17 protein-coding genes and 1 pseudogene are annotated in these 23,689 nt (G+C 39.9%); 6 read left to right on the forward strand and 12 right to left on the reverse strand.

Features of this window, described 5'->3' with window-relative positions:
- Positions 1–144: 144 nt before the first annotated feature.
- Complete coding sequence (ylqF, locus tag B1F84_RS14785) at positions 145–1,089, reverse strand: ribosome biogenesis GTPase YlqF (protein ID WP_131691847.1); 945 nt, start codon at positions 1,087–1,089, stop codon at positions 145–147.
- A gap of 91 nt (positions 1,090–1,180) precedes the next feature.
- On the opposite strand from ylqF, the gene B1F84_RS14790 reads away from it, so the two are divergent.
- Positions 1,181–1,717 carry a YaeQ family protein gene (locus B1F84_RS14790; protein ID WP_041709750.1) on the forward strand — a complete coding sequence of 179 codons (537 nt, stop codon included), beginning with the start codon at positions 1,181–1,183 and terminating at the stop codon, positions 1,715–1,717.
- A 184-nt stretch (positions 1,718–1,901) separates the two neighbouring features.
- On the forward strand, positions 1,902–2,507 hold the full coding sequence (locus B1F84_RS14795; RefSeq protein WP_008112864.1) for an alpha/beta hydrolase: 606 nt from the start codon (positions 1,902–1,904) through the stop codon (positions 2,505–2,507).
- Here B1F84_RS14795 and B1F84_RS14800 read toward each other — a convergent pair.
- Positions 2,504–2,713, reverse strand: a complete 210-nt coding sequence (locus B1F84_RS14800; RefSeq protein WP_008112863.1) for a hypothetical protein — start codon at positions 2,711–2,713, stop codon at positions 2,504–2,506. The genes B1F84_RS14795 and B1F84_RS14800 overlap by 4 nt on opposite strands.
- Positions 2,714–3,112: 399 nt before the next feature.
- Between B1F84_RS14800 and B1F84_RS14805 the strand changes: the two genes are divergently transcribed.
- Positions 3,113–3,586 carry a Dps family protein gene (locus tag B1F84_RS14805; RefSeq protein ID WP_008112861.1) on the forward strand — a complete coding sequence of 158 codons (474 nt, stop codon included), beginning with the start codon at positions 3,113–3,115 and terminating at the stop codon, positions 3,584–3,586.
- A 60-nt stretch (positions 3,587–3,646) separates the two neighbouring features.
- On the opposite strand, the gene B1F84_RS14810 is transcribed toward B1F84_RS14805, so the two are convergent.
- From B1F84_RS14810 to B1F84_RS14825, 4 genes are all read right to left on the reverse strand, one after another.
- Positions 3,647–5,719, reverse strand: coding sequence for a S9 family peptidase (locus tag B1F84_RS14810; RefSeq protein ID WP_131691848.1), 2,073 nt, complete (start codon positions 5,717–5,719; stop codon positions 3,647–3,649).
- A 150-nt stretch (positions 5,720–5,869) separates the two neighbouring features.
- The gene (locus B1F84_RS14815; protein WP_008464991.1) at positions 5,870–6,445 is read right to left on the reverse strand and encodes a hypothetical protein; all 576 of its coding nucleotides are present in this window, start codon (positions 6,443–6,445) and stop codon (positions 5,870–5,872) included.
- Positions 6,446–6,764: 319 nt separating this feature from the next.
- Positions 6,765–9,896, reverse strand: a complete 3,132-nt coding sequence (locus B1F84_RS14820) for an efflux RND transporter permease subunit (protein ID WP_131691849.1) — start codon at positions 9,894–9,896, stop codon at positions 6,765–6,767.
- 13 nt (positions 9,897–9,909) lie between these two features.
- Positions 9,910–11,088: an efflux RND transporter periplasmic adaptor subunit gene (locus B1F84_RS14825; RefSeq protein ID WP_131691850.1), complete on the reverse strand. Its 1,179-nt coding sequence runs from the start codon at positions 11,086–11,088 to the stop codon at positions 9,910–9,912.
- Positions 11,089–11,380: 292 nt separating this feature from the next.
- Here B1F84_RS14825 and B1F84_RS14830 point away from each other — a divergent pair, with 292 nt between their 5' ends.
- Entirely contained in the window at positions 11,381–13,891 is a 2,511-nt protein-coding gene (locus B1F84_RS14830; RefSeq protein ID WP_131691851.1) for a zinc-dependent metalloprotease, read from the forward strand.
- A 52-nt stretch (positions 13,892–13,943) separates the two neighbouring features.
- Here B1F84_RS14830 and B1F84_RS14835 read toward each other — a convergent pair whose 3' ends face one another.
- Both B1F84_RS14835 and B1F84_RS14840 read right to left on the reverse strand, forming a co-directional pair.
- Positions 13,944–14,732 (reverse strand): PhzF family phenazine biosynthesis protein, encoded by a 789-nt coding sequence (locus B1F84_RS14835; protein ID WP_131691852.1) that lies wholly within the window; start codon positions 14,730–14,732, stop codon positions 13,944–13,946.
- 65 nt (positions 14,733–14,797) lie between these two features.
- A complete protein-coding gene (locus tag B1F84_RS14840) occupies positions 14,798–15,412 on the reverse strand; it encodes a PQ-loop domain-containing transporter (RefSeq protein WP_010392228.1) in 615 nt (204 codons plus the stop codon).
- Positions 15,413–15,683: 271 nt separating this feature from the next.
- On the opposite strand from B1F84_RS14840, the gene B1F84_RS14845 reads away from it, so the two are divergent.
- Positions 15,684–16,817 (forward strand): PepSY-associated TM helix domain-containing protein, encoded by a 1,134-nt coding sequence (locus tag B1F84_RS14845; protein ID WP_131691853.1) that lies wholly within the window; start codon positions 15,684–15,686, stop codon positions 16,815–16,817.
- Positions 16,818–16,875: 58 nt separating this feature from the next.
- On the opposite strand, the pseudogene B1F84_RS14850 reads toward B1F84_RS14845, so the two are convergent.
- From B1F84_RS14850 to B1F84_RS14865, 4 genes and pseudogenes are all read right to left on the reverse strand, one after another.
- Positions 16,876–19,688: pseudogene (locus B1F84_RS14850) on the reverse strand (hypothetical protein).
- Positions 19,689–19,840: 152 nt separating this feature from the next.
- Complete coding sequence (locus B1F84_RS14855) at positions 19,841–21,391, reverse strand: PH domain-containing protein (RefSeq protein ID WP_131691854.1); 1,551 nt, start codon at positions 21,389–21,391, stop codon at positions 19,841–19,843.
- Positions 21,381–21,926, reverse strand: coding sequence for a PH domain-containing protein (locus B1F84_RS14860; RefSeq protein WP_008112838.1), 546 nt, complete (start codon positions 21,924–21,926; stop codon positions 21,381–21,383). Before B1F84_RS14860 ends, B1F84_RS14855 begins: the two co-directional genes overlap by 11 nt.
- A 5-nt stretch (positions 21,927–21,931) precedes the next feature.
- A complete protein-coding gene (locus tag B1F84_RS14865) occupies positions 21,932–22,786 on the reverse strand; it encodes a D-hexose-6-phosphate mutarotase (RefSeq protein WP_075170741.1) in 855 nt (284 codons plus the stop codon).
- A gap of 415 nt (positions 22,787–23,201) precedes the next feature.
- Between B1F84_RS14865 and B1F84_RS14870 the strand changes: the two genes are divergently transcribed.
- A complete protein-coding gene (locus B1F84_RS14870) occupies positions 23,202–23,684 on the forward strand; it encodes a MarR family transcriptional regulator (RefSeq protein ID WP_008112832.1) in 483 nt (160 codons plus the stop codon).
- Positions 23,685–23,689 lie beyond the last annotated feature (5 nt).

Genomic DNA, 23,689 nt, shown 5'->3' on the forward strand with positions numbered 1-23,689 from the left:
CTGTTTATGACCTGTTTCCGCCCTACTCATTTACTTGCTACATTGCTCATATCGGTGACGGTAGATATGAAACTAAAAAAGCCCTTACGGGCTTTTTTTATGTCTGTAATTTAATGCGTAAAGCTTTAACTTACGCTTTAAAAATTAACGGCGGTTTTTTCGTGCACGTGCTCGGCGTTGTTTTTTCTCTTCTTCTTTAGCTTGCTTTTTCGCTTCTGCTGCCGCGCGCAATCCAGCTACCATTATTTCTTCTTCTTCACGCATGGCAGGTGTTTCCATGGTAATACGACCAATAATGCCATCTCGTAATTCATTAATTAGAATTTCTGACATTTTATACGTATCAATTTGGTTACCACCGCGAATACAGCCGCGTTTTTTACCCGCCATTTCAACAAATTCCCAATCGCTTTCTGGCAGTTCATCTAATTTATAGCGCGCTTTTAAAAGCTCAGGATAGGCATGTAATAAATACTCAGCGGTATAACTTGCCACTTCTTCGTATTCCAATGCGGTATCACGTATCGCACCGGTTGCGCCTAAACGATAACCTGAATTTTCGTTCTCTACTTTTGGCCACAGCATCCCAGGCGTATCATAAAGCATAATACCATCATCAAGTTTAATACGTTGCTGTGCCTTAGTCACTGCAGGCTCATTGCCGGTTTTAGCCACTATACGTCCAGCAAGTACATTAATGAGCGTAGATTTACCTACGTTAGGTATCCCCATGATCATGGCTTTAATTTGCTTATCAGCACCGACTTTGTGCGGCACTAACTTTTTACACAGCTCATTAATACGATGCACTTCAGCGGCTTTATCGTTACCAAACGCAATAGCTTTTACGCCATTTTCTTGCTCAAAATAGTCTTTCCACGTTTGCGTCATTTTAGGATCAGCTAAATCGGCTTTATTTAGAATTTTGATGACCGGCTTACCTTCGCGTAAGGTAGCCACCATCGGGTTTTCGCTACTGTAAGGAATGCGCGCATCAAGCACTTCAATGATCACATCCATTTGTGGCATTATTTCTTTAATTTCATTTCGGGCTTTATTCATGTGCCCAGGGAACCACTGGATAGCCATTTTTAACTCCTAACATATAATTTGTAGCTATTTTAACTGGCAATTCATTTAATTGCGCTATACTGGCGCAAATTTTTTCAGATTAGATATTATGGCTCTCAAATCTACCATTATTAAAGCGCAACTATCGCTTAGCGATATGGACCGTCACGTATACCAAGACTTTAATTTAACCTTGGCACAACACCCATCAGAAACTGAGCAGCGCTTGATGATTCGCTTACTAGCGTTTGCACTTAATAGCTGTGATGGATTAGAGTTTACTAAAGGTTTATGTGCTGATGATGAGCCGGAGCTTTGGCATATTAATTACAGCGAAGAAATAGAGCTGTGGATTGAGCTGGGGCTACCTGATGAAAAACGCCTCAAAAAAGCCTGTAATAAAGCTAAAAAAGTAGTTTTATATACCTATGGCGAGAATAACCAAGCTATTTGGTGGCAAAAGCATCAGCCTAAATTGTACGAGTTTAAAAACTTAAGCATTTTTAGCCTTGATTATGCTGCTACTCAGTTATTAGCTGCGTTGGTTGATCGTAATATTAAATTGGCTATTACCATTCAAGATGGTGAAGTTTGGGTTAATACCGACACCACTAACATTGAGATAAAACCTCAGCAATTAATGTAATTAGAATAGGTTATACCAATTGCATTAAATTAGTTATCCATTATAGCGACAAAGAAATAAGTCGATAACAAGGCGAAAATGATGACATATAGTTGCTCTATATAAATAATTTTTAACGCAGGTAGCGGATTATTTAATACGCTAGAATGATCATGTTTTTAATAAAATTGGTATTAGGGGGCGTATGAAAGTTAAACACGTGATTGTTTTACATGGCTTGTATATGTCTGGCTTGGTAATGCGCCCGCTGTGCTCACGCCTGGAAGAGTCGGGGGTTAAGGTTTTAAATCTAACCTACAACACCCGTGACCCTAATCGAGATGCTATTTTTGCGCAAATAGATGAGTTTATTGGTGGTGAACCATCCGCTTTAGTCTGCCACTCTATGGGAGGCTTAGTTGCTCGCGCCTACTTAGAAGCAAACTCAGCACCAAGTCATCATGTTGAAAAGGTGATCACCTTAGGTACGCCACACACTGGCAGCCATATTGCTGAAAAAATGCAGCAAAAAGGGTTCGAGCTATTATTAAAAAATAGCGTTGAGTTTTTACTGTCTAAAAATGGTGATTGGCCTTTTAAAGCCAAGCTATACAGTATTGCCGGCGACTTACCGATTGGTTTAATGCCACTCATTGTTAAAGGTAGCCGCTCTGATGGCACCGTACTACTGGATGAAACCAAACTTAAAGGTATGGCTGAACACAAGGTGTTTCATTTAAGCCATACCAGTATGATTTACTCTCGCCAAGTCGTTAATTATATTCTTGAGCGCTTGAACGAGGACATTTAGTCCTCAGCTGCAGCGGCTACTTTATAGCTGATCAAAAATATAATACCTAACACCAGCGGCATGGGTGCAGCGATATAACCAAAGGTATCAGAGTTTGCAAAACTCGCACCCGCTAAGTGCGCAACTAATCCAACAACAAACGCGACCAAAGCAATACCAATAACGATGAGTTCAGCTTTATTCTCTTTACGTGTTTTAGCTTCCATTATTTCTCTCCGCATCTAATCAAGTAGCCCCTTAACTTAATAAAGTGCTCTCTATCAAGTTGGGTTATATTGATTATGCGCTTTACTTATGCGTGTTTTTTGACCTAAATCAATAAATAAAATAACTCTCTGCTACGCCTATCAAAAGCTTGTTTTAGATCATATTTTGTACTCACAAAATAAACAATTTCGCTGCTCAAGGTAGTATTTTTATAAACACAACCCATATCTATGAAATGGCGTTAGTTAATTTATTTATAAAATCACAGATACGCTGATAGCTTTTAGCTATGGCATCAATATGTATAAACGATTTTATTCATAGACGATTATGAGCAATACTTATTTTACTGAGCAATATGTGAAAATTCATAAAAACGGTTATTTAAGGAGCAAGGTATGTCGCAAGTAAATGCAATTGGTTTAAACAGTACAAAAAGTGAAGATATTATTAAGTCACTGAATACGCTTTTAAGCAGCTATCAAATTCAATATATGAATGCCCGCGGATTTCACTGGAATATTAAAGGCCGAAACTTTTTTGAATTACATTTAAAGTTTGAAGAAATTTATAACTTACTACTGTTAAAAGTCGATGAAATCGCAGAACGTATTCTAACGCTTGATGGTGCACCGCTGCATGCGTTTTCAGATTACTTAGAAGTAAGTGAAATTAAAGAAGCAAAAGGGATCAGCGATGGCGTTACCGCTGTTGAAAACTTACTTGCCGGATACAGCAGCTTAATCAAAATGCAGCGCGATATTCTTGCACAAGCCGCTGAAGCGGATGATGAAGGTACCGCGTCATTAATGAGTGATTATATTAAAGAACAAGAAAAGCTAGTGTGGATGCTAAAAGCCTACCTAGATTAAGTTATTTTAAAAATAGAAAGCCTCAGTCATTACTGAGGCTTTTTTGTCACTGTACTATTACTATGACAATGCGATAAAAAAGGCCATTTCTAGTGCTTTTTCTTCTAAGCTTTTGAAGCGCCCAGATGCACCACCATGCCCTGCATCCATATCGGTTTTAAACACTAAAATATTATCATCGGTTTTATATTCACGCATTTTAGCCACCCACTTCATTGGCTCCCAATATTGTACTTGCGAGTCATGCAAGCCGGTTGTTACCAATATATTGGGGTAGTGTTGTGCACTAATATTGTCATACGGTGAGTACGCTTTAATAATATCGTAAAAATCAGGGTCATTTGGATTACCCCATTCGTCATACTCATTTGTTGTAAGCGGTATGCTTTCATCCAACATAGTGGTGAGCACATCTAAAAATGGCACATGGCAACCCATACCGCAGTAGAGTTCGGGTGCTTGGTTTGCTACGGCTCCCATTAATAAACCACCCGCGCTGCCTCCCGATGCAAATACTTTATTTTTATCTGCATAACCTTGTTCGGTAAGTGATTTGGTTATATCTATAAAGTCATTAAAGCTATTTTGTTTATGCTGCTTTTTACCGTGTTCGTACCATGAACGCCCTAGCATTTCGCTACCACGCACATGCGCAATTGCATAAACAAAGCCACGGTCGAGTAAGCTAAGTGACGTACTCGAAAAGCTTGGATCTATGGTGATACCATACGCGCCATAACCATATTGAAACAACGGATTTGAGCCATCTTTTTTAAAGCTATCTTTACGATATACCAACGACACCGGCACTTTTACCCCCTCTCGAGCGCTGACCATAAGTCGCTCTGACTGGTAGTCTCCTGCGTTAAAATCACCGAGTACTTTTTGTTGTTTAAGTAAGGTTTTTTCGCCTGTGGTTAAATCAACATTATAGAGCGAACCTGGCGTTGTTAAGCTTGAATAGTAAATGCGCGCATGAGCTACATTTGGTTCTGGGTTCATGGCAATAGCAGCGTAATAGCAAGGATCATCAAACTCAAGGTTCATTCGCTCAGCGTTTTTATTAACCACAACAAAGCGGGCTTGCCCTTGTTCGCGCTCGCTAAGCACTAAAAAGTCGTTAAATAGTTCAACGCCTTCTAATAATACATTTTCACGGTGAGGGGTATGTGTTTGCCACTGGCTTTTATCCGCTATGGTATCGCTTGTCGCAATCATTAGTCGGAAGTTTTTAGCCTGCCAGTTAGTCACTATATAAAAAGTATCACCAAGCTTATCGATATCAAATTCATGCCCCTCTTCACGCGGCATTAAAGCAGTAAACTCGCCTTGAGGCTGATTGGCATCCAGTATCCACATGTCGTTAGTTTCTGTACTCGCTAAATCAATAATAATTAAGCTTTCATCACGACTTTTACCTAAGCCCATAAAAAAGCTGCTGTCTTGCTCTTCGTATACCAGCACATCTTGGTGTTGCTCAGTCCCTAGCTCATGTCTAAAAACTTGATAACCTAATAAGGTTTTTAAATCCTTTTTTACATAAAATACGGTTTTATTGTCGTTCGCCCAAACAACTTGCCCCTCGGTAATCTCGAGTACATCGTCGAGCATTTTATTGCTGCTTAAATCTTTAAATCGAACTGTGTAAATACGTCTGCCGTCAGTATCTTCAGAATATGCCATTAATTGCTCATTGGGACTCAGCGCCACTTCCCCTAGCTCATAAAACTCATAGCCGTTGGCAAGTTCATTTACATCAAGTAGTAACGCTTTATTAGCCATTGCCATACTGCTACTGCGATAATGGCGTGCATATTCATCATCTCCGCGAACCTCTGAGTGATACCAATACTGGCCATCTTTGACCGGTACGGTGTTGTCGTCTTTTACAATACGCCCTTTAAGCTCTTCAAATAGTGTATTTTGTAATGGCTTAATGTCGGCTAATTGCTCATCACAATAGGCGTTTTCTTGTGCTAAATGCGCGAGTATTTCGGCATTTTGTCGTTCATCATCACGCATCCAATAATAATCATCACTGCGTGTTTTTGCGTGAGTAGTAAGCGCATGAGGTTGCTTTTTAGCAATAGGAAAATTAGGCAATAAGCTTAAAGAATAATCAGAAGAAGACACAAAAAAACCGCTTAAAAAATAACAATGGCGGCCAGTTTATCATAAAAATAAAAAAGCCCACTCATAGTTGAGTGGGCTAAAGCGGTATAAATTCGATAACTAAAAACTACGTGAATTTTATTGTTGTCGTTATACCTAAGGGAAGTTGATTTACTGTATTTGCTGCCAAGCCATAGTCCAGCTTTCGCCAACTCCAGGCTCAAACATAGTGTTATGCTCATCTACACGGCAAAACTCGCTAAATGGCCATGCCTTACACTGGTATATATGCCCCGTTTTAGGCTGTAGTACTTTGGTGCCTGCACTATACATATCGCCATTTTGAGGATAAATTGCATCGTATCCAAGGCTATTTACAGCAATTAATTTTTTATTTTTTTCAGCGCGATTAAAATGAACCACCGCGCTACAAATACCACTACTTTCAAGCGCAAATATTTTATTATGCCTATAAGCGACCACTAATCCTTGCTCTGTCATTCTGCCAGCGCACACCAGCGGAATATGCATATTAATATGCTCAACCACCAGCAAGCTCCAAGCATGGGGTTCACCCTGCTCTGGGGAGAGTATTTCATATTCAAACGCTAGCTGAGATAATTCACCATGCTCATCGTAAAAGCTCACACTAACCGTATCACCAACAAATAGCTGGCTATACTGATCGAGCCCAAGACAACCAATAGTTAACCATTCTCCACACGTTAATGATGAATGTATAAACACTGCAACACCTTAAAGAGTCAAACGTCGCCCATATCATATGGCTTACAACAGGCAAACTAGCTCGAAGGCTAATATGCATTAACTAAAGTATTAGGTTAAAAACCATTGTGTAATACCAATACCGAATGATTGTAATTCGCAATGTTGCAATAATCAAACAAAAGAATGTAACCAGAATTTAAAAGCAGCACTTAAGTTTACATTCATAAAAATAACACAAAAAAGCCAACCGCTTTAACGGTTGGCTTTTTTATTCAGCTGGATGCCTTGTCCTGACATGTGTTTACACATTTAGGACGGGGCAGGGTGATATATAATACTAACTCACACTCACCTTTTTACTTGTAAATGGGCGTTTAAACAGCGCCCCTATGTCAGTTAAAATAATGTACAAGCACGGCACCAAAATAAGGGTGATCAGTGTTGCAAACATAACCGCAAAACCAAGTGCTACCGCCATCGGTATTACAAATTTAGCTTGTAAACTAGTTTCAAACATAATCGGTAATACGCCAGCAAAGGTAGTTATTGAGGTAAGTAGTATGGGTCTAAAGCGGGCGCAGCCAGCCTCAATAACGGCATCTTTTATACTAATACCCGCGCGACGCGCCTGATTAATAAAATCAGTCATTACTAATGAGTCATTAATAACAACCCCTGCAGCAGCAATTAAACCAAAGCCCGACATTAAGCTAATATCTAAACCAAACCAAAAATGTCCCCATATTGCACCCGTTAAACTAAATGGAATAACCGACATTACAATTAAAGGCTGCGAGTAACTTTTTAGTGGCACAGCCAACAAAATGTAAACCAAAATCATCCCGCCAGCAAAAAATAGCAATTGCTCATTAGCTTGCGCTTGCTGCTCCTCAATGGCACCACCTAGTTCTGACTTAACACTGGGGTATTCATCTTGTAGTTGTGGCAATAGGTTTTCTTTTACTTGCTTAACCACTTCACCCGGCTCAATTACTTCTTCATCTATATTGCCGTAAACATACACGGTACGATAACCACCTTCACGACGAATATAACTGATACCCGGTGTTTCTGTTAGTTCAACCACATCGCCCAACAACACTTCTCGCCCTTGTGGCGTAGTAACAACTGCATGTTTAAGTGACGAGAACGCTTCACGGGTAAGCTTAGGATAACGCACCATCACTCGCACTTCTTCACCGCGGCGAATAACGCGCTGTGCTTCGCCACCGTAAAAGCTTGCCCCCACCTGGTTAGCAATTGATGCCAAGTCTAATCCTAGGTCATAGGCAACTGGCTTTAAGCTCATTTGTACTTCTTTGCTAGCAGGATCAATCGTTGAACTGATATCAAATAAGCCTTCTTGCTGCTGCAATAGTTGAATAAAGCGACGCCCGGCTTCATTGAGGGTATCTATATCAGAGCCAAACAATAGGTAACCAAATTCACCGTTACCGCCGCCACCTCCACCGCCAACATCATCTTGTATAGTTAACGACTTAACCCCCGCGATATTAGGCATCGCTTCACGCCAGCGGCGCGACAGCTCAAAGGCATTATATGGACGTAAATCTTCGTCAACCAATGGCGCTAAAATTTGCGCTTCGGTTCGACCTTGGTTAAATACCAATACATCACGCACCATTTTATGGCCATCTTCACGCGCTGTTTGTTTATCAACCTCAAGTACCATAGCTTCTATTTGGCGTATCGCGTTAATGGTTTGGATGTCTGATACATTATCATTCATTTCAACATTAATTTGCGGGAAGTCATGCGGCACTTTAGGTGACGGGATCATTCTTACCTGATTAGACGAGATTAACGCAAAAGTAAAAATTAACAGCGCAATAAAGCTAAATAACACCGTCCAGCGCCATTTGATACAATTAATAATAAACTGCCTATAAGGCCCATTTACAAAGCCAAAAAAGCGCTTATTAAAACGTGCCCGCCAGCCATTAGGGTTTATAGGTGAAAAGTGAGTATGCGCAATATGCGCTGGTAGTATTAGCTTAGATTCTATTAAGCTAAATATTAAACATAAAATAACTACCACTGAAATACCATAAAAGAAGGCACTTTCAGGTCCACTTGAAAGTGTAAATGGCGCAAATACCGCAATGGTTGTGAGTACTCCGAAGGTCGCCGGGGTGGCAACTCGTTTTGCGCCATTCACTACATTGACAACACCGCCGCCTTTTTTCTCTATTTCGGTGTAGGCGCTTTCACCTATGACTATGGCGTCGTCCACCACAATCCCCAATACCATAATAAAGGCAAACAAAGACACAATATTAATCGTGATGCCAAATAATGGCATCAACATCATCGCCCCTAAAAAACATACCGGTAAACCAATCATTACCCACAGTGCCAGCTTAAAACGTAAAAACAATGAAAGCATAATGGCAACTAAAATAGCCCCTTGAAACAAGTTAGCTTTCATCATATCTAAGCGTGCATTAAGGTAGTATGTCATGTCCATTAATGGCTCTAAACGCACACCCAATGGCAGCTCTTTATTTTTTTGGTCCATGTAGGCTTTAACAGAATCGGCCACCGGAATAATATTTTGCTCTTCGGTGGCTTTAACCGATAAATAAACCGCATTTTCGCCGTTAAATTTAAAGTAGCGCTCACCTTCAACAAACTGATCTTTAATAATCGCAATATCTTGTAGCAACACCTTGGCACCATTGGCGCCAATTTTTACCGGAATTTGCCTAAACTCTTCACCAGAATAAAACTGATTTTCTACTCGAACTGAAATAACGCCAGCATCCGTTTTTAATTGTCCGGCTGAAAAATTAGCCGAATAGCGACGTACCGCATTTGCTACATCCGATAAAGTTAAATTATATTGGCGAAGTGTGTCTGGCTCTATTTCTATGGCAATTTCATCCAATGGCACATCGTTTACCACTAAAGATACATTCGATAGCTGTAATAGTTCGTCTTCAACCTGGTTCGCTATTGGCTTGAGCTCATTTAACGGTAAATCGGCAACTAATGTCATACCAATTACATCTTGGCGAAACTCTATTTGGCTAATGGTGACCGGTTCCATTCCCGCAGGAAAAGTCGCAATACCATCAACTCGCAGTTTTACTTTATCGAGTACGTCGGTAAGTTCTGCGTCGGTGTTAATTTCAAGGCTGGCAGAACCGCCATTACGAAATGCGCGATACACCCCTTTTTTAATTTCGGTAATATCTTTTAACGACTCTTCTATTTTTATTAAGATACTTTCTTCAATTTCTTGAGGCGACGCCCCTGGGTAATTTGCATTTACAGTAATATAGTTAACTTCTATATTCGGGAACATTTGTCGCTGAATAGTAAAATAGCTTATAAGCCCCATTACAATGATAAAAAACATCATCAAATTGGCAGCAACAGAGTTGTTAGCAAAATAAGCAATTAACCCTGTTTGTTTACTGGTATTGGGTTGCTCTGTGTTATTCATAACTCACCCTACCTTAAAGCTTTTCAGTAGATGCGTTTTCTGCTGCATCTGTACTTTTAGTCTCTGTTAAACCGGCTATTTTTACTGCCATCCCTTTTTGTGGATATTCTGGCAAGGTAGTAACAAGCTTGTCGTTGGCTTGTAAGCCATCGCTAATATAAAAATATTCACCTTCTTCACGAATTACTTTTACCTTTCGCGGCTCTAATTGCTGCTCATCATTAACTATCCACACGGTTTGATTATTTACGAGCTCTTGCGGTAAGCGATAAATATTATTGAGCATAGTACCGGCAAAGTTTACCTGTACATAAGTACCAAACTTAATTGCAGGCTGCTGATTAGTAAGCCCATAAGGGTCTTCAATTCTAACCACTAGGCTGCTCATACGGGTGGCGTTATCTACAATCCCTAAATCGCGGTCTATCACGGCTTGGCGAGTAAACCCATTTAACCCTGTTTTAATAACCGTTGCGGTTATCCCTTTAACGCGATCAGGTAAAAACACACTGTCAAAACCAGCAATAGGAATAATCACTTCACCTGTTTCAATATTATTAAGCTCAGCCACTTGAGCGCCCATGCTGACAAACTGACCTACACCTACGTTGCGACTCACCACTAATGCATCATAAGGCGCGCTCACTTCACAATTGTCTAAGTCACGCTGCGCTCGTTTTAATGCAGCTTGTGCTGACTTAACCGAAGCCTGTGCACTCAATACTTGTGGTTTGCGTAAAAATAAGTCAGTGCGTGCTTTATTAGGAAAACGTTTTGCTTCATCTTCAGCTACTTGAGCCTGAGCCTGCTCTTCTATAAGCGTAGCTTGAGCGCGGGCAAGTTCAGCTTCAGCTTGCAATACCGCAGCCTCGTAGTTATCTTTTTCAATAGTAAATAAGGTTTCGCCGCGACCCACAACACCACCCGCCACAAAGCTTGGATGCCAGCTGACGACTTCACCTGACACTTGCGCTGAAAGTTGGGTATTTTCTAGTGGCTGCACTTCACCATAGCTATTAATGATGACTTGATGATCGTTAGCAGCAACAGCTTCAACCTGTACAGTTGGACGAGTGTCTATGACTTCTTTTTTATCTGACTCTTTTGCAATCGCATTAATTGCAGCAAAACCAACCACACCTAATGCCAGTGCTACGAATGGAAAAACCCATCTAAGTACATTACCTTGCATTTATTTATTACTCCCAAATTTCTATTAGCATCATAATACCAAAGCTTGTTGAAACATTAACGTGACATTTGTAAGCAACTGTTACAAAAAAAAGCATTTTTTATGCTTCTTCAGCTTCTATTAAATGCTTAAATTAAAGCTCGTTAAGTGTAGTAAAATGGTTTGTTACAAATTTTTACCATTATAAATCATAAAGCTAATCACTTTTTGTTAGTATTTAGTAACGATACTGTGCGAAACAGCATGATATTACGTACAGTAAAATTACATTAACAACTACAAAAGACAAACTATGAAATTAACCACACTTACTTTGGCGCTTAGTATAGCGCTTGGCAGCAGCTATGCTGTTGCTGCAGAAAAAAAAGAAGAAAAAAAGCCACAAACATTAAGTGAAATGATTAAAGGTCAAACCGAATTTGCCGGCATTTTTAATCTTTACCAAGATGAAAAAACCGGCGACCACCTAATGGTCATTAACGAGTCACAGCTCGATACCCCTTTTGTTTACTTTGCACATACCATTGACGGCGCGACTGATGCGGGTCATTTTCGTGGCGCGTACCGTGAAACAAAGTTAATTGAATTTAGAAAATACTTTGATCGCATCGATATTATCAGCAAAACCCCACGCTATTTATTTAATGAAAATAGCGCGCTAGCTAAAGCCAGTGAGGCAAACATTAGCGAAGCGGTACTTGCAAGTATAAAAATAGAAAAACAAGAAGAGGATAAAATAGCCTTTAATGTTAACAAGCTATTTTTAAGTGAAGCGCTGCATAAAGTATCACCAACACCTAACCCGAATGATAAAAATGCTAAAAAGCGATTTAAAGTAGGTAAGTTAGATGATAAAAAATCACGCATCATCAAACAGCGTCCTTACCCTAATAACCTAGATGTGGTTGTTGATTATGTTTTTACCAATAGCAGCCCAACCGTTCGAGGGTCAGGTGCGATAAGCGATCCAAGAAGTGTGTCAGTAAAAGTACAGCACTCATTTGTAGCTTTACCTAAAAATAGTTACCAACCTCGCTTTGATGATGCACGCATTGGTTATTTCACTAATCAGTTTGATAAAATGACATCAACTGACTGGGCGCCATACCAAGATGTAATTAAGCGTTGGGATCTACAAAAGAAAGATCCAAGCGCAGCACTTTCAGAACCAGTAAAGCCAATTACCTGGTGGATAGAAAATACCACGCCTATTGAGTGGCGAGATACTGTACGTGACGCTGTACTTGCTTGGAATAGCTCATTTGAAAAAGCAGGCTTTAAAAACGCACTTGAAGTGAAAATACAGCCTGATGATGCCGATTGGGATGCCGGTGACATTAACTATAATGTACTGCGTTGGACTTCATCACCTAAGCCACCTTTTGGTGGATACGGGCCAGCATTAGCGAACCCATTAACCGGTGAAATTTTAGGCTCAGACATTATGCTTGAGTTTGTATTTATGAAAAACCGCTGGATATACGATACGCTTTACACTCAAGGCACAATGAGTCATACACAACCAGTAAGCAACACTGAGCTTAATTGCTCTTTAGGTCATGAATTACAACAAAGCCTAATACTTGCAAAAGGCTTAGCAAATGGCGCTGATATTGAAGATACTGAAATGTTACGCCAAGGCTTAACTCAGCTGGTTTTACATGAAGTAGGGCATACTTTAGGTCTTAATCACAACATGAAATCTTCTATTTTGTGGGATGAGAAAGAAGTTCACGATAAAAGTAAAACCCAAGGCATAGTAACCGGCTCAGTAATGGACTATGCGCCGGCAAATATAGCGCCAACGGGTGTAACTCAAGGCGATATCTTCCAAACTAAACCCGGTCCATACGATGATTGGGCAATAAACTACGGCTACAGCGCAGCTCTTAAAGATGAAGCAGCAGAACAAGCTCGTCTTGATAAAATACTCGCTCGCTCAAGCGAACATGCACTGGCCTTTGGTAACGATGCCGACGATATGCGTGCACCAGGTCGCCATATAGACCCTCGCGTGATGATAGGTGACTTGTCGTCTAACCCTGCAGCTTATGGTGCAGATAGAATGGCACTGATCAATACACTATTTTCTGAACTTAAAGACAAAGCTACAGTAAAAGGCGAGTCTTACCAACAGCTTGTTACTTCTGCTAACAGCCTATTTGGCCAATACCGTGCGCAGGCAGGTGTGGTATCTCGTCAAATTGGAGGGGTTTATGTAGAGCGTGCCGTAGTGGGCGATGAAAATGCAGCAAAGCCTTTTACACCGGTACCACTTGAGCGCCAAACCCAAGCAATGGCTATTTTAGCTGAGTATGTGTTTGCTCCAAATGTACTGCAAAGTATGCAGCCTTTGTATAACTTTATGCAGCAACAGCGTCGTGGGTTTAATCATTACGGTAAAAACGAAGACCCTAAACCGCATAAAATGATTTTAGGCATGCAAAAGAGTGTACTAGCGCAACTGCTACACCCTGCTGTGTTACTACGTATTTCAGATACTGCTTTATATGGTAATGAATACAGCCTTACGCAATTTATGGAAGATTTAACTGCAAGTATTTTTGTTGATAGTAAAAATGCTAATTCGATCAGTCATAATTTACAGATTGAATACGTAAATCAGCTTATTGCAATTGCAGGCTTAAAAAAAGCAAGTAAATACGATAACTTAGCAAAAACAGCTGCGCTATATCAGCTAACTCAAATAGCCGATCAAGATGTTGCATGGGGTGCAGACACCGCAACCAAAGCACATAAAAAGTATATCGATCGCTTAATTAGCAAAGCGCTAGAAGCGTAAATAACACTGAGTAAACCAAGGCCACGTTTTACGTGGCCTTTTTTACACTAATTCAAAGGTAAATAGTACCTTTTAGGTACCTTACGGCATGACCCGTCAATGTTACTGTTGTATCACCCACTTCACAGTAAATCTTCCCGCCTCGTTGTGAGGCCTGATAAGCACTTAAAGAGTTTTTGCCAAATTGTTCTGCCCAATAAGGGGCAAGCCCGGTATGAATTGAGCCGGTCACAAAGTCTTCATCACCACCACTGGCAGGCCAAAAATAACGAGAAATAAAGTCATACTCAACACTCGGTGCTGTTGCAACCACATCTAATGGGGCTAATTTTTTTAGTTGTTCATTGGTTGTTTTCAGATCTACAACCTGCTGCTCATTATCATAAATAGCAAAATAAGCTTGGCGGTTTTTCAGCACTTTAATAGGTTGTATAGACAGGCCTGCTAATAAAGCATCAGGGATAAGCTGAACCTCTTCAGGGGCTTGTTTAGGAAAGGTCATAGCAAAGCTGCCATCGTTATTTTTATTAACAATCAGTTTGCCCACCGCCTCTGCGCTAAAGCGCACCTGCGATATACTATGTTGCTCACAAAGCACATAGGCCGCTGCTAAAGTAGCATGGCCGCAAAAATCAATCTCCATTAATGGCGAAAACCATCGTATCGCAAAGCTTCCATCTGCCGACTGACAAGTAAAAGCGGTTTCAGACACGTTGTTTTCAGAAGCGATATTCAGCATAAGATCATCACTAAGCCACGATTCTAGTGGGATCACAGCGGCATAGTTACCTTTAAACAGTTCACTGCTGAACGCATCGATTTGATGGATAGTTAATTTCATAGTGGGCACTTTTTATTTATTGGTCACTCAAAGTGCCACAAATGAAATTAACGGTCACTATAATTTTATGCCAACACAGGACGTACGCGATAATACTGCATACACGCAAATTGCAGCGCATTAGTTAGCAATATCATAATAAACATTAATATATGCGAAGTACTTTGCACTGGCATGGCTAGCTCTGCAAACAAACCACAGATACCTGCTATAAATTGCAAACTAAAATAGCGCGCACTAAGGTTACTAATATTCCCTGTTCGCAGTGTTTTATAGGTTTGTGGCATAACCCGTACTGAACTCATAATTAAGCCCACATAAGTTAAGCCATTTAGCACAGTGGCAGTATCTAGGTTAGGGTTTAACAGCAACAAAAAAGGTAATAACGAAAAGCTAAGCATGCCAAGTAACTGCAGCTTCTGACGTTTAGCGGCATTATAGCGAGCAAAAAAGTATAAAATTAAACCACTTAATAAACCTGTCGCAAAAAACGGCAAGGCAATATAAAAACGAGCAAAATAAAGATTGTAGCTAATAAAGTACACACTTTGCGCTAAACCAAATGTCATCATTAGCAGTGATACACCCGATACACTGCGGTTTTTAATAATTTTATTAAGTAGCGGTAAAAAACTAAAAACCAAAATAAACACTGATAAAATAGGCAAATAATACGCCAAAGCAAACCTCGCTCGTTACATTGTTGTTAATAAAAAGGAAGAAATAAAACATTTTTTAAACATTTGTTTTTAAAGGCTTTATTTTTGTGCGCGCATTGTAGAGCTGGCTAGGTTTTATACAAGCTTCACACCTACTTTAGTTTCCTCCTGTGGCAACTTGAGTATACAAAAACCGTTGCCTTAACTTCACAGCTTCATTACTTTGTAATTGCAATACAAATGATAACTGTTATCATGCGCATAACAGTAGGTTAACGTACAAGTTTAAGTAATGAGAAAAACACTATTTAAAGTTCATAGTTGGTTGGCGCTAATTGCCATTATTCCGTTAATTGTTATAAGTATTACCGGCAGTGTTTTAGTGTTTAAAAGTGAAATTGATGGCTTGCTCATGCCCGATAAACACTTTGTGGTACAGCAGCAAGCTGCACGCTTACCTATGGATTCATTAATTGATAAAGCCGAAGCAGCCTTTCCTGAATATGTAGTAGGAAGCTGGGAGCTTTTTAATAACAGCACCGCTGACCGGCTTTATTTGGTTAAGCGTGGCACTGACGATTGGTATAAGTTGCACTTAGACCAATACACGGGAGAAATTTTATCTGAGCCAGTAAGCACAACTCATTATTTTACCGACTGGTTTTTAGAGTTGCACTACACCTTTTTACTTAACGACTTAAAAAGCTTACCTGGGCAAACAGGTACCGTATTAGGGTTCTTTTTTGCTTTATTTTTATTAACTCTGGGCATTACAGGCTTAATTATTTACCGTAAATTTTGGCAGCGACTATTTAGCGTACGCTGGCGAGCAACTTTGCAGATAGTACTAAGCGACATTCATAAAATGACTGGAGTATTAGGTTCACCTATCCTTATCGTTTTAGCGATTACCGGTGGCTATTTTAATGGCGCTGTGTGGTATCACGAAGTAATAGAACACGCAGAAGAAGAGCACTACACTATTACAAATAAATTATATAGTGATGACATCTCTTTTGAGCGCATTCTTAATGATAGCAAGCTGCAAATACCCAGTTTTAATACAACTTTTTTAGTTTTCCCGCGAGAGCCTGATGAAAATATTACTCTTTACGGCGAAGTAAATACCAGTAACCCACTTACCAGTGAATACGCCAATACCATAACCTACAATAAGCAAACAGGTGAACACATGGCTAACTGGGATATTCGTGAAACCGGAGTTGGTTGGCAAGTAATTGATAGCTTTAGAAAACTACACTTTGGCTATTTTGCTGGGCTTATCAGTAAAATACTTTGGTGTATTGTTGGCCTTAGCCCTGTATTGCTCGCTGGTACAGGCTTTTATTTATGGTTTACCCGCCGCAAACGTAAAAAGCATTCACAAAAAAATCGTGTTATACAACGAAGAAACGCGAATGCTTAATGGTATAAATACTCAGCTAAGTTACTACCTTTAGTAGCAACTTAGCTAGATAAGCTATTTACAATGAATAATAAAAGCTTAACCACGCGCGCATTTCATCTTCAAAGCTGTCACCTTCAACACGCGACAGCCCAGCATTAAAAGTTAGGTCGTTTACGCCTGCAGGCCCCATCCCAAAGCTAAAATCACCTTGGTATTTTAAGCCATAACTTTGTGCATATACGCTACTGTCTAATTGATGTTGCTTGTAATAAAGCCAAGGCATGCCTTCTTTAAAGCTGATGCCACCACCATAACCTTGATAGCGCTCTGCAGTTGCACTGTAAAAAGGCAATTCAGCAGCAAGCACAAACTCGCTACTTTGTTGCTGATTAATCAGGTTAGAGCTAAACCCTCCTAAAGCTAAATTACTATCGTCTCGTTGTTTTTGTTCAAAGCTCACAAACATGGGAATATTAAATGCTTTGCCAAATATTTTTGTTGCTAAGTCATAACCTTGCCAATGACTACTTTGATTTCGTCCCTCATAAATACTGGCATAAATACTCTGCCCTATGGCAAATGCTTGGCGGTCATGCTGCCATTGCTGACTAATACTCAACCGCGTCCAATTTTTATGGCTATTTTTATAATCTGTATAGTTATAAGCAAGCTCTGGGGTTAATTGAAGCTGGCCAAACTTCAATGGGTGGCTTATTGCAGCAAAACCACCTCGGGCATCAATATCAGCGTTTAAGCTAGGTTGATATTGACGTGATGTATCCAAATTATAATCAAATAGCGCAAGCTTAAACTTTGTATTTAACGCATTGTATTTTGCTTGTACAAATCCTCCATATAATCCACCGTTGTGCAAATCAATGTTATAACCCGCTTGTAAATCAAGTTGTTTTAATAGGTCGCTACTTTTTATACCTACACTTAGCAAACTGGTTGACGATGAATAATACTGTGATCCCAAGGCAAACGTCGCTTGCTGCTCAAGCACTGCGTAATCGCTTTGTTTCGCTATCTCATCGGTATATATTTTTGCCGGTGGCAAGGTATGCTTATTTACCAACAACAATGGAGCTTCACTGTTTACAGCGAGATCCGTCACGGCTGTGCGGTCTTTTGTTGTTAGCGTTTTTACATCAGGGCCATCGGCATTAATAGAGAAATAAAGTAGTGAACCATCTTCAGTCTCAATCGGATATGCAAGCGCTTCTTGCCCGTTAGTTAAGCGTGTGAGGGTATTATTTTTTATATGGTAATTATAAATATCAGTCTTATTATTTAAGCCAGCAACAAAATAGATAGACTCCCCATTTTGACTAAAACTCGGCTGGCTTAAATATTGATACCCATTAGGCATTGGGATTGACAGCCTGACATCACCGTCTAAACCTTGTATATACAACCGCCAGTTTTCGTTTAATGATGCTGATAAATAAGCTAATTTTTTTCATCTGGGTTTAGAGTCGGGTAATCGTACGTTGTTTTTAAGCTCTTAGTAAAAAGTGGCGTTATTGTTTGTGTATTAAGATCGACTTTTACTAATTCAGAATACCCAGCTCTTATTTGCTCACCGTAAAGTGTTTCACCATCGCGGGTAACACTAAAACGACGAATACCAGCCAGTTCAGTGAGTTGTTCGACGCTGCCAGTATCTATGTTATAGCTAAAAATGTCAGACACTTTGTTATAAGTCCCCGACTCCTCACTACTGTAGGCATTAAAATAAAGAGTGTTATTGCCTACCCACTGCGGATTGGCAATACCTGCTCGATTTATTTGATTTAATATTTGTTTTTGTTCGCGCTTAAATACACTCGGCGCAGTATCAGGAATATCCTTAGCATCATCCTCAAGTAATTGCTTTTGTTCTTTAATAAATTGCTGTTGCGCTTTAGTGTTGTCTTCAGTGCTATAAATTATGAGCTTGGTATTACTTTTTTTATCACGCTCCACTATGGCAATTTTGCTGCCGTCGCCAGAAAGAGCGGGGTTGCTAGCGTATAAATCTAGCTTTAACCAAAGCTTGCTATTAAGTGGTGACTCGGTTTGCTCTTGTTGCATTGCTTTATAAGTGTACTCAGCAATAAATCGACGATATAGCTTGGCAGCGTTTTGCCCAAATACACCAGAAAATGCATCATCAAAATCTCGAGACTTAACCGCTCGCATACAAACCCATACATTATCGACCAACTGCTCTGAGTAATTTTGCTCTAACCAATATAAAAAACGACTTCCTATTAAGTAAGCCATGGAGCCCGCCATAAAGCCCTCATCACTATTTAGTTGCCCATACGTCGGAAGCGCTCCTTGCTGAGCAAACTCACTGAGTATTGCCTCAGAATAGTTATCAAAGAGCCGCCCTCGACCCGTCATTTTAGACTCAATTAAAGTGGCGTATCCTTCAGCTACCCAGCGTGGTGTGTCTCCATAGGTTAAATCGTAAAGATCCCATACCCCTCTAATTTTTTGTTGCCACTCGCTGCGAGTCGGCTGCGCTAAATGAACTAAGTGAATGTACTCGTGCAACACTAGTAATTGCTGCCAGCCCGATGAGTTTGAGATTACTGTGTCCGATTGTGGTGGCGTAGTAAAAAGCGCCATAACAGGATTATTAGAGGTTGGTAAGGCAAAGCCATTAGCTGCATTTAAAGGATCAAACACCACCACATCGACGATTTTATCAAGCGCACGGTTTTGTTGCTCAAGCACTTTAGTACGAACAATCTCCAGCTCTACTGCGGTCGATTTAGCAAAATCAGTATGCTCACTACTAAAGTGTACATTGAAATGCTCGGTATGAATGGTTTGCCAATTAGCAGCGAAGCTTGGTGCAGCCAGTAATAAGGCTGATGCAATGAGTGACTTTTTCACAATAATCCCTTAAATAGTGCTTTTAATAATGCTTAGAGTATTATTAAAAGGGAAAAACGGGCAGTAAAAAAGTGTAATAAAGCATGTGCAAATGTGTATTTACACCTGCTTTATTATTTAACCTGAACTTTAGTTATTTTCAACAAGGGAAGTTACATCCAACTACGGGAGTCTGACTCAGCCTGCATCAGTGTAAAATCTATAATGAAGTCAGCATCTTGCTGTTTTAAATATGGGACATACGCACCGCCTGCAGCAAGTTGTATATACAGGCTTTTTAAGCCAGAGCGACGCATAAAAAAGGTGCTCACACTGCGAGCGCTTTGTGATTTGTACAGCTCAAATACCCGGTAATGTACGCCAATCATACCTTTGCGTACCACCATATAAAAACGCCCATCTTGTTGATGAAGATAATACCCATAACGTTTATAAGACAAAAATACTAACGTAGCTAATACCAAAAATAACGCTAACGGAATTAATACATTAAGTTGCATAAAGCTAATTAAAAACCCAGAAGCAACACTCGGTAGCAAGGCATAAAACACCATATTTTTATATAACAATGCCCTTTCTACCGCCTTGAATGCCAGCTTTTTACTGTCAAACCATGGGTAAATCCACTGACACACATTATCAACTTGCTCCTGCGTGAGCACAGGTAACACTAAGGTTTGTTTATTCTTTTTCGCCATACTTGCAGCGCCACCACTGCTGGCTTGCAAACACTCAACAGTAAAACGTTTCAATAGCCTAGCAATTAGGTTTTGCTTAATAACTATAGATTGCACTTTATCTAAACTAATTGATAGTTGATGGCGTTCTAACAGCCCTGCAATACGTTTAAATTTTTTATTTTTAAAATAAAGCTGATAATTATAGAACCGAATGAGCGACATAGTCACCGATAAAAACACCGCTATAAATACCAATACAAAAATCAAAGTAATTACTGCAAATACCGCTGCATTAGCCATCATACCCAGCTCTTGCTGATAAAAACCCTCTATTTTTGTTATAAACTGCTGCTCTAAAAAATCGATTGCCACATTCACAAAAGGGGCAATAGCGGCAAGCGCTAAAATGGCCATGTTCGACATTAAACCAAACTTAGCTATTTCTTTATTTGAAATGAATAAACTATTTTCGTCCTGCTCTTCAATATGAGACTGCGCTGTGTCAGCTACTTCTGCTGATGGTTGCTGCTGCGCTTTGTAGTCAAATACTTGTTTGCGCATTTGCTGGGCATAACCGCTGGTTACTCCCGGCAATACCGCTTCTTGGGCAACACTGCCGGCAGCATCAAAAATGCAATTAACTAAACCTACTGGAGTAAAATAAAAGGGCTCAGCTATGTTTATATTTTGCACCCTAGAAAACTTTAAGGTGAGTCGCTCTTTTTTAAATACGCCTTTATTTAGTAAAATTTCATGCTCGTCAGTAATACAAAAACGAAAACTACGGTAATACAAAAAACAATAAGCAAGCAATGAAGTCAAAGCAATCGCGAGCGCAACTTGCCCCCAAAATAGTTTATTTTCTACCTGGGTAACAAATACCACTAACACAGGCAGTAAATTAAATAAGCCGTCTTTGACAAAGCGAACACTAAAATGCATCACAAAATAAGCCAATGCCCAGGGCGACACTTTTTGCCAATTAAGTGAAGGTGGCGTCATTTGCGTAGCATCAACACTCACTGGCAGCAACCTCACTCGTGGTTTCATCGTGGCGATAGCTTTGTACAAACTGACGGATATTTTTGCACTTTTCGTGGGTCAGACCGCTAATTTGTAAATCAGCACTCATACCCCCTGCGCTGTAAAGCCTTAAACTGGCTAAACCCAGTTTTCGCTCTATTGGCCCACGATGTATTTCAATATGCTGCACTCGTGCTAACGGTAAAATAGTTACCTGCTGCCAAATAATACCCTTTTTAAATGCTATATCGTGGGTACGCAATGCACTGCCTTGTAATTTAATACTGAACACGCTGTATAGCATACAAAGTAAAATTAATAGCGGAACAGCAACCAATAAGTAACCTTGCGCCATGGCAGCAAAATCTGTATTAAAATAACAAACAACCGCTAGCACTAAGCAAAAAGGAATGAAAAATAACAACCAATTCAATTGTGCATGCAATAACGCTTTATCGGCAAGCGGCTCAAACACTATGCTTTTATGTTGCGGTAGATCGGTTATTTGTTGATTAGTAAACACACTTTGCTCCATTGGACTTAGCCAAGCCACTTTATTGTTGTCACTAAGGTATGACTTTGTTTAGGCTCAAGCGTAACCGCATCTTCAAGCACATTCGCAGCTTCTAGGCATAACATGCTTTTATAATCATCATCGGCAAAATTTGATAGCCGCTTTGATTTTTCAATCCATGGATTCCATAGTACGCACGACTGCGAGTTTTCTCTGCTAACACTGATCATCCCCTGAGGAGTATCAATTGTTTGAACTGCTGCGGCTTGGGTATAAACCATATCGGTTTCACGGGAAAAGTCGACCACGTCATGTTGCTGATGAGGCCCTTGACCAAATTCTATATATTGCGCCCCTTGCAGCCCTGCCACTCGGGTATTATTAATATCTTCTGTTGGAAAGTAAGTATGCAGTGCTTGTGTATAACTAAATGGTACGTTGCCTAAATTACAGGTGGTTAAACGCACCTCTAATTGCTCTGATAAGATAAACTCAACCCGTAATGACGACTGATGCGGCCAAAAAGTAGAATCTACCTGCTTCATTGGTAATTTAAGGCTCACAGTAACCTCGCTGTCGGTTTCATGCACTTCATCAGCTTGCCATACGTGTGTGCGAGCAAAGCCATGCGCGGGGAAGTCCGAATTTTCATGTTGCCCAAACCAAGGCCAGCAAATAGGAATGCCACCACGAATACTTTTCCCTTCGCTAAAGGTTTCATCCCCAGACACCCACAATAATGGCAATTTGTCTTTGGGTGTAAACTCAGTTATTTGCCCACCTTGTAAAAATATTTTCGCCTCACATTGGCGACTATTAATACTAATAAATTCTAAACCGCTATGTGTACGCTCAATACATACTGAGGGTGATAATTGCATTTTATTTCCTTTAACACTGAGACTAATTTTTAATACTTAACCTGAGTACAGGTTACTTGTACACAAACAATAATGCATGCTTAAAGCATAAGCTACATAGAATAGTTATTTAAATTGAGTTAGTTACTATACTTTTATGCCACATCAATGGCTAAATTACGACTAAAGTTTTACATCTGTGGCTTGCGTATCGCTTTTAACCTACGTAAGGTGCGCAACCTTAGCAAACAGAATGTTATGAACATTTAATAAATTAAAGATAATAAATACTATTTTAATTACTGCTCAAATTAATAAAAACCAATAAAAACTAATAACAGCGGGTTAAAATAACATATATCATTTGAATTCAATTTATTTGATGTGTAACATTTCATGATTACGGCAAATCATTCGCCTTCCATGAGACAAACAAATGCAAAAATATGACGAGTTACTAGTTTCTTTACGTAAGGTGATCCGTGCGATTGACTTACATTCAAAGCAACTTAATAAAACAGCGGGTTTAACAGGGCCACAACTGCTTATCATGCAGGAAGTGTCTCAAACTGATGGTATTACCGCCAGCCGTATTGCGCAAAACGTTAACTTAAGCCCTGCAACGGTTACTAATATTCTTGACCGAATCGAGAGTAAAAACTTAGTAACACGTGTTCGCAGTCAAATGGATAAGCGCCGAGTCAGCTTATACCTTACCGAACAAGGTAAAGAACTACTCGAAAAAGCACCACAGCCATTACAAGAGCATTTTATCGAAAAATTTTCAGCACTTGCTGAATGGGAACAGAGTTTACTCCTTTCATCAATGCAGCGTATTGCCGCAATGATGGATGCAGATAAGCTAGACGCCTCCCCACTTTTAGAAGTAGGCGCACTGTTTCAAACCCCTAAAGAATAAAACGC

The organism is Pseudoalteromonas sp. DL-6, from assembly GCF_004328665.1.
Classification (GTDB): Bacteria; Pseudomonadota; Gammaproteobacteria; order Enterobacterales; family Alteromonadaceae; genus Pseudoalteromonas.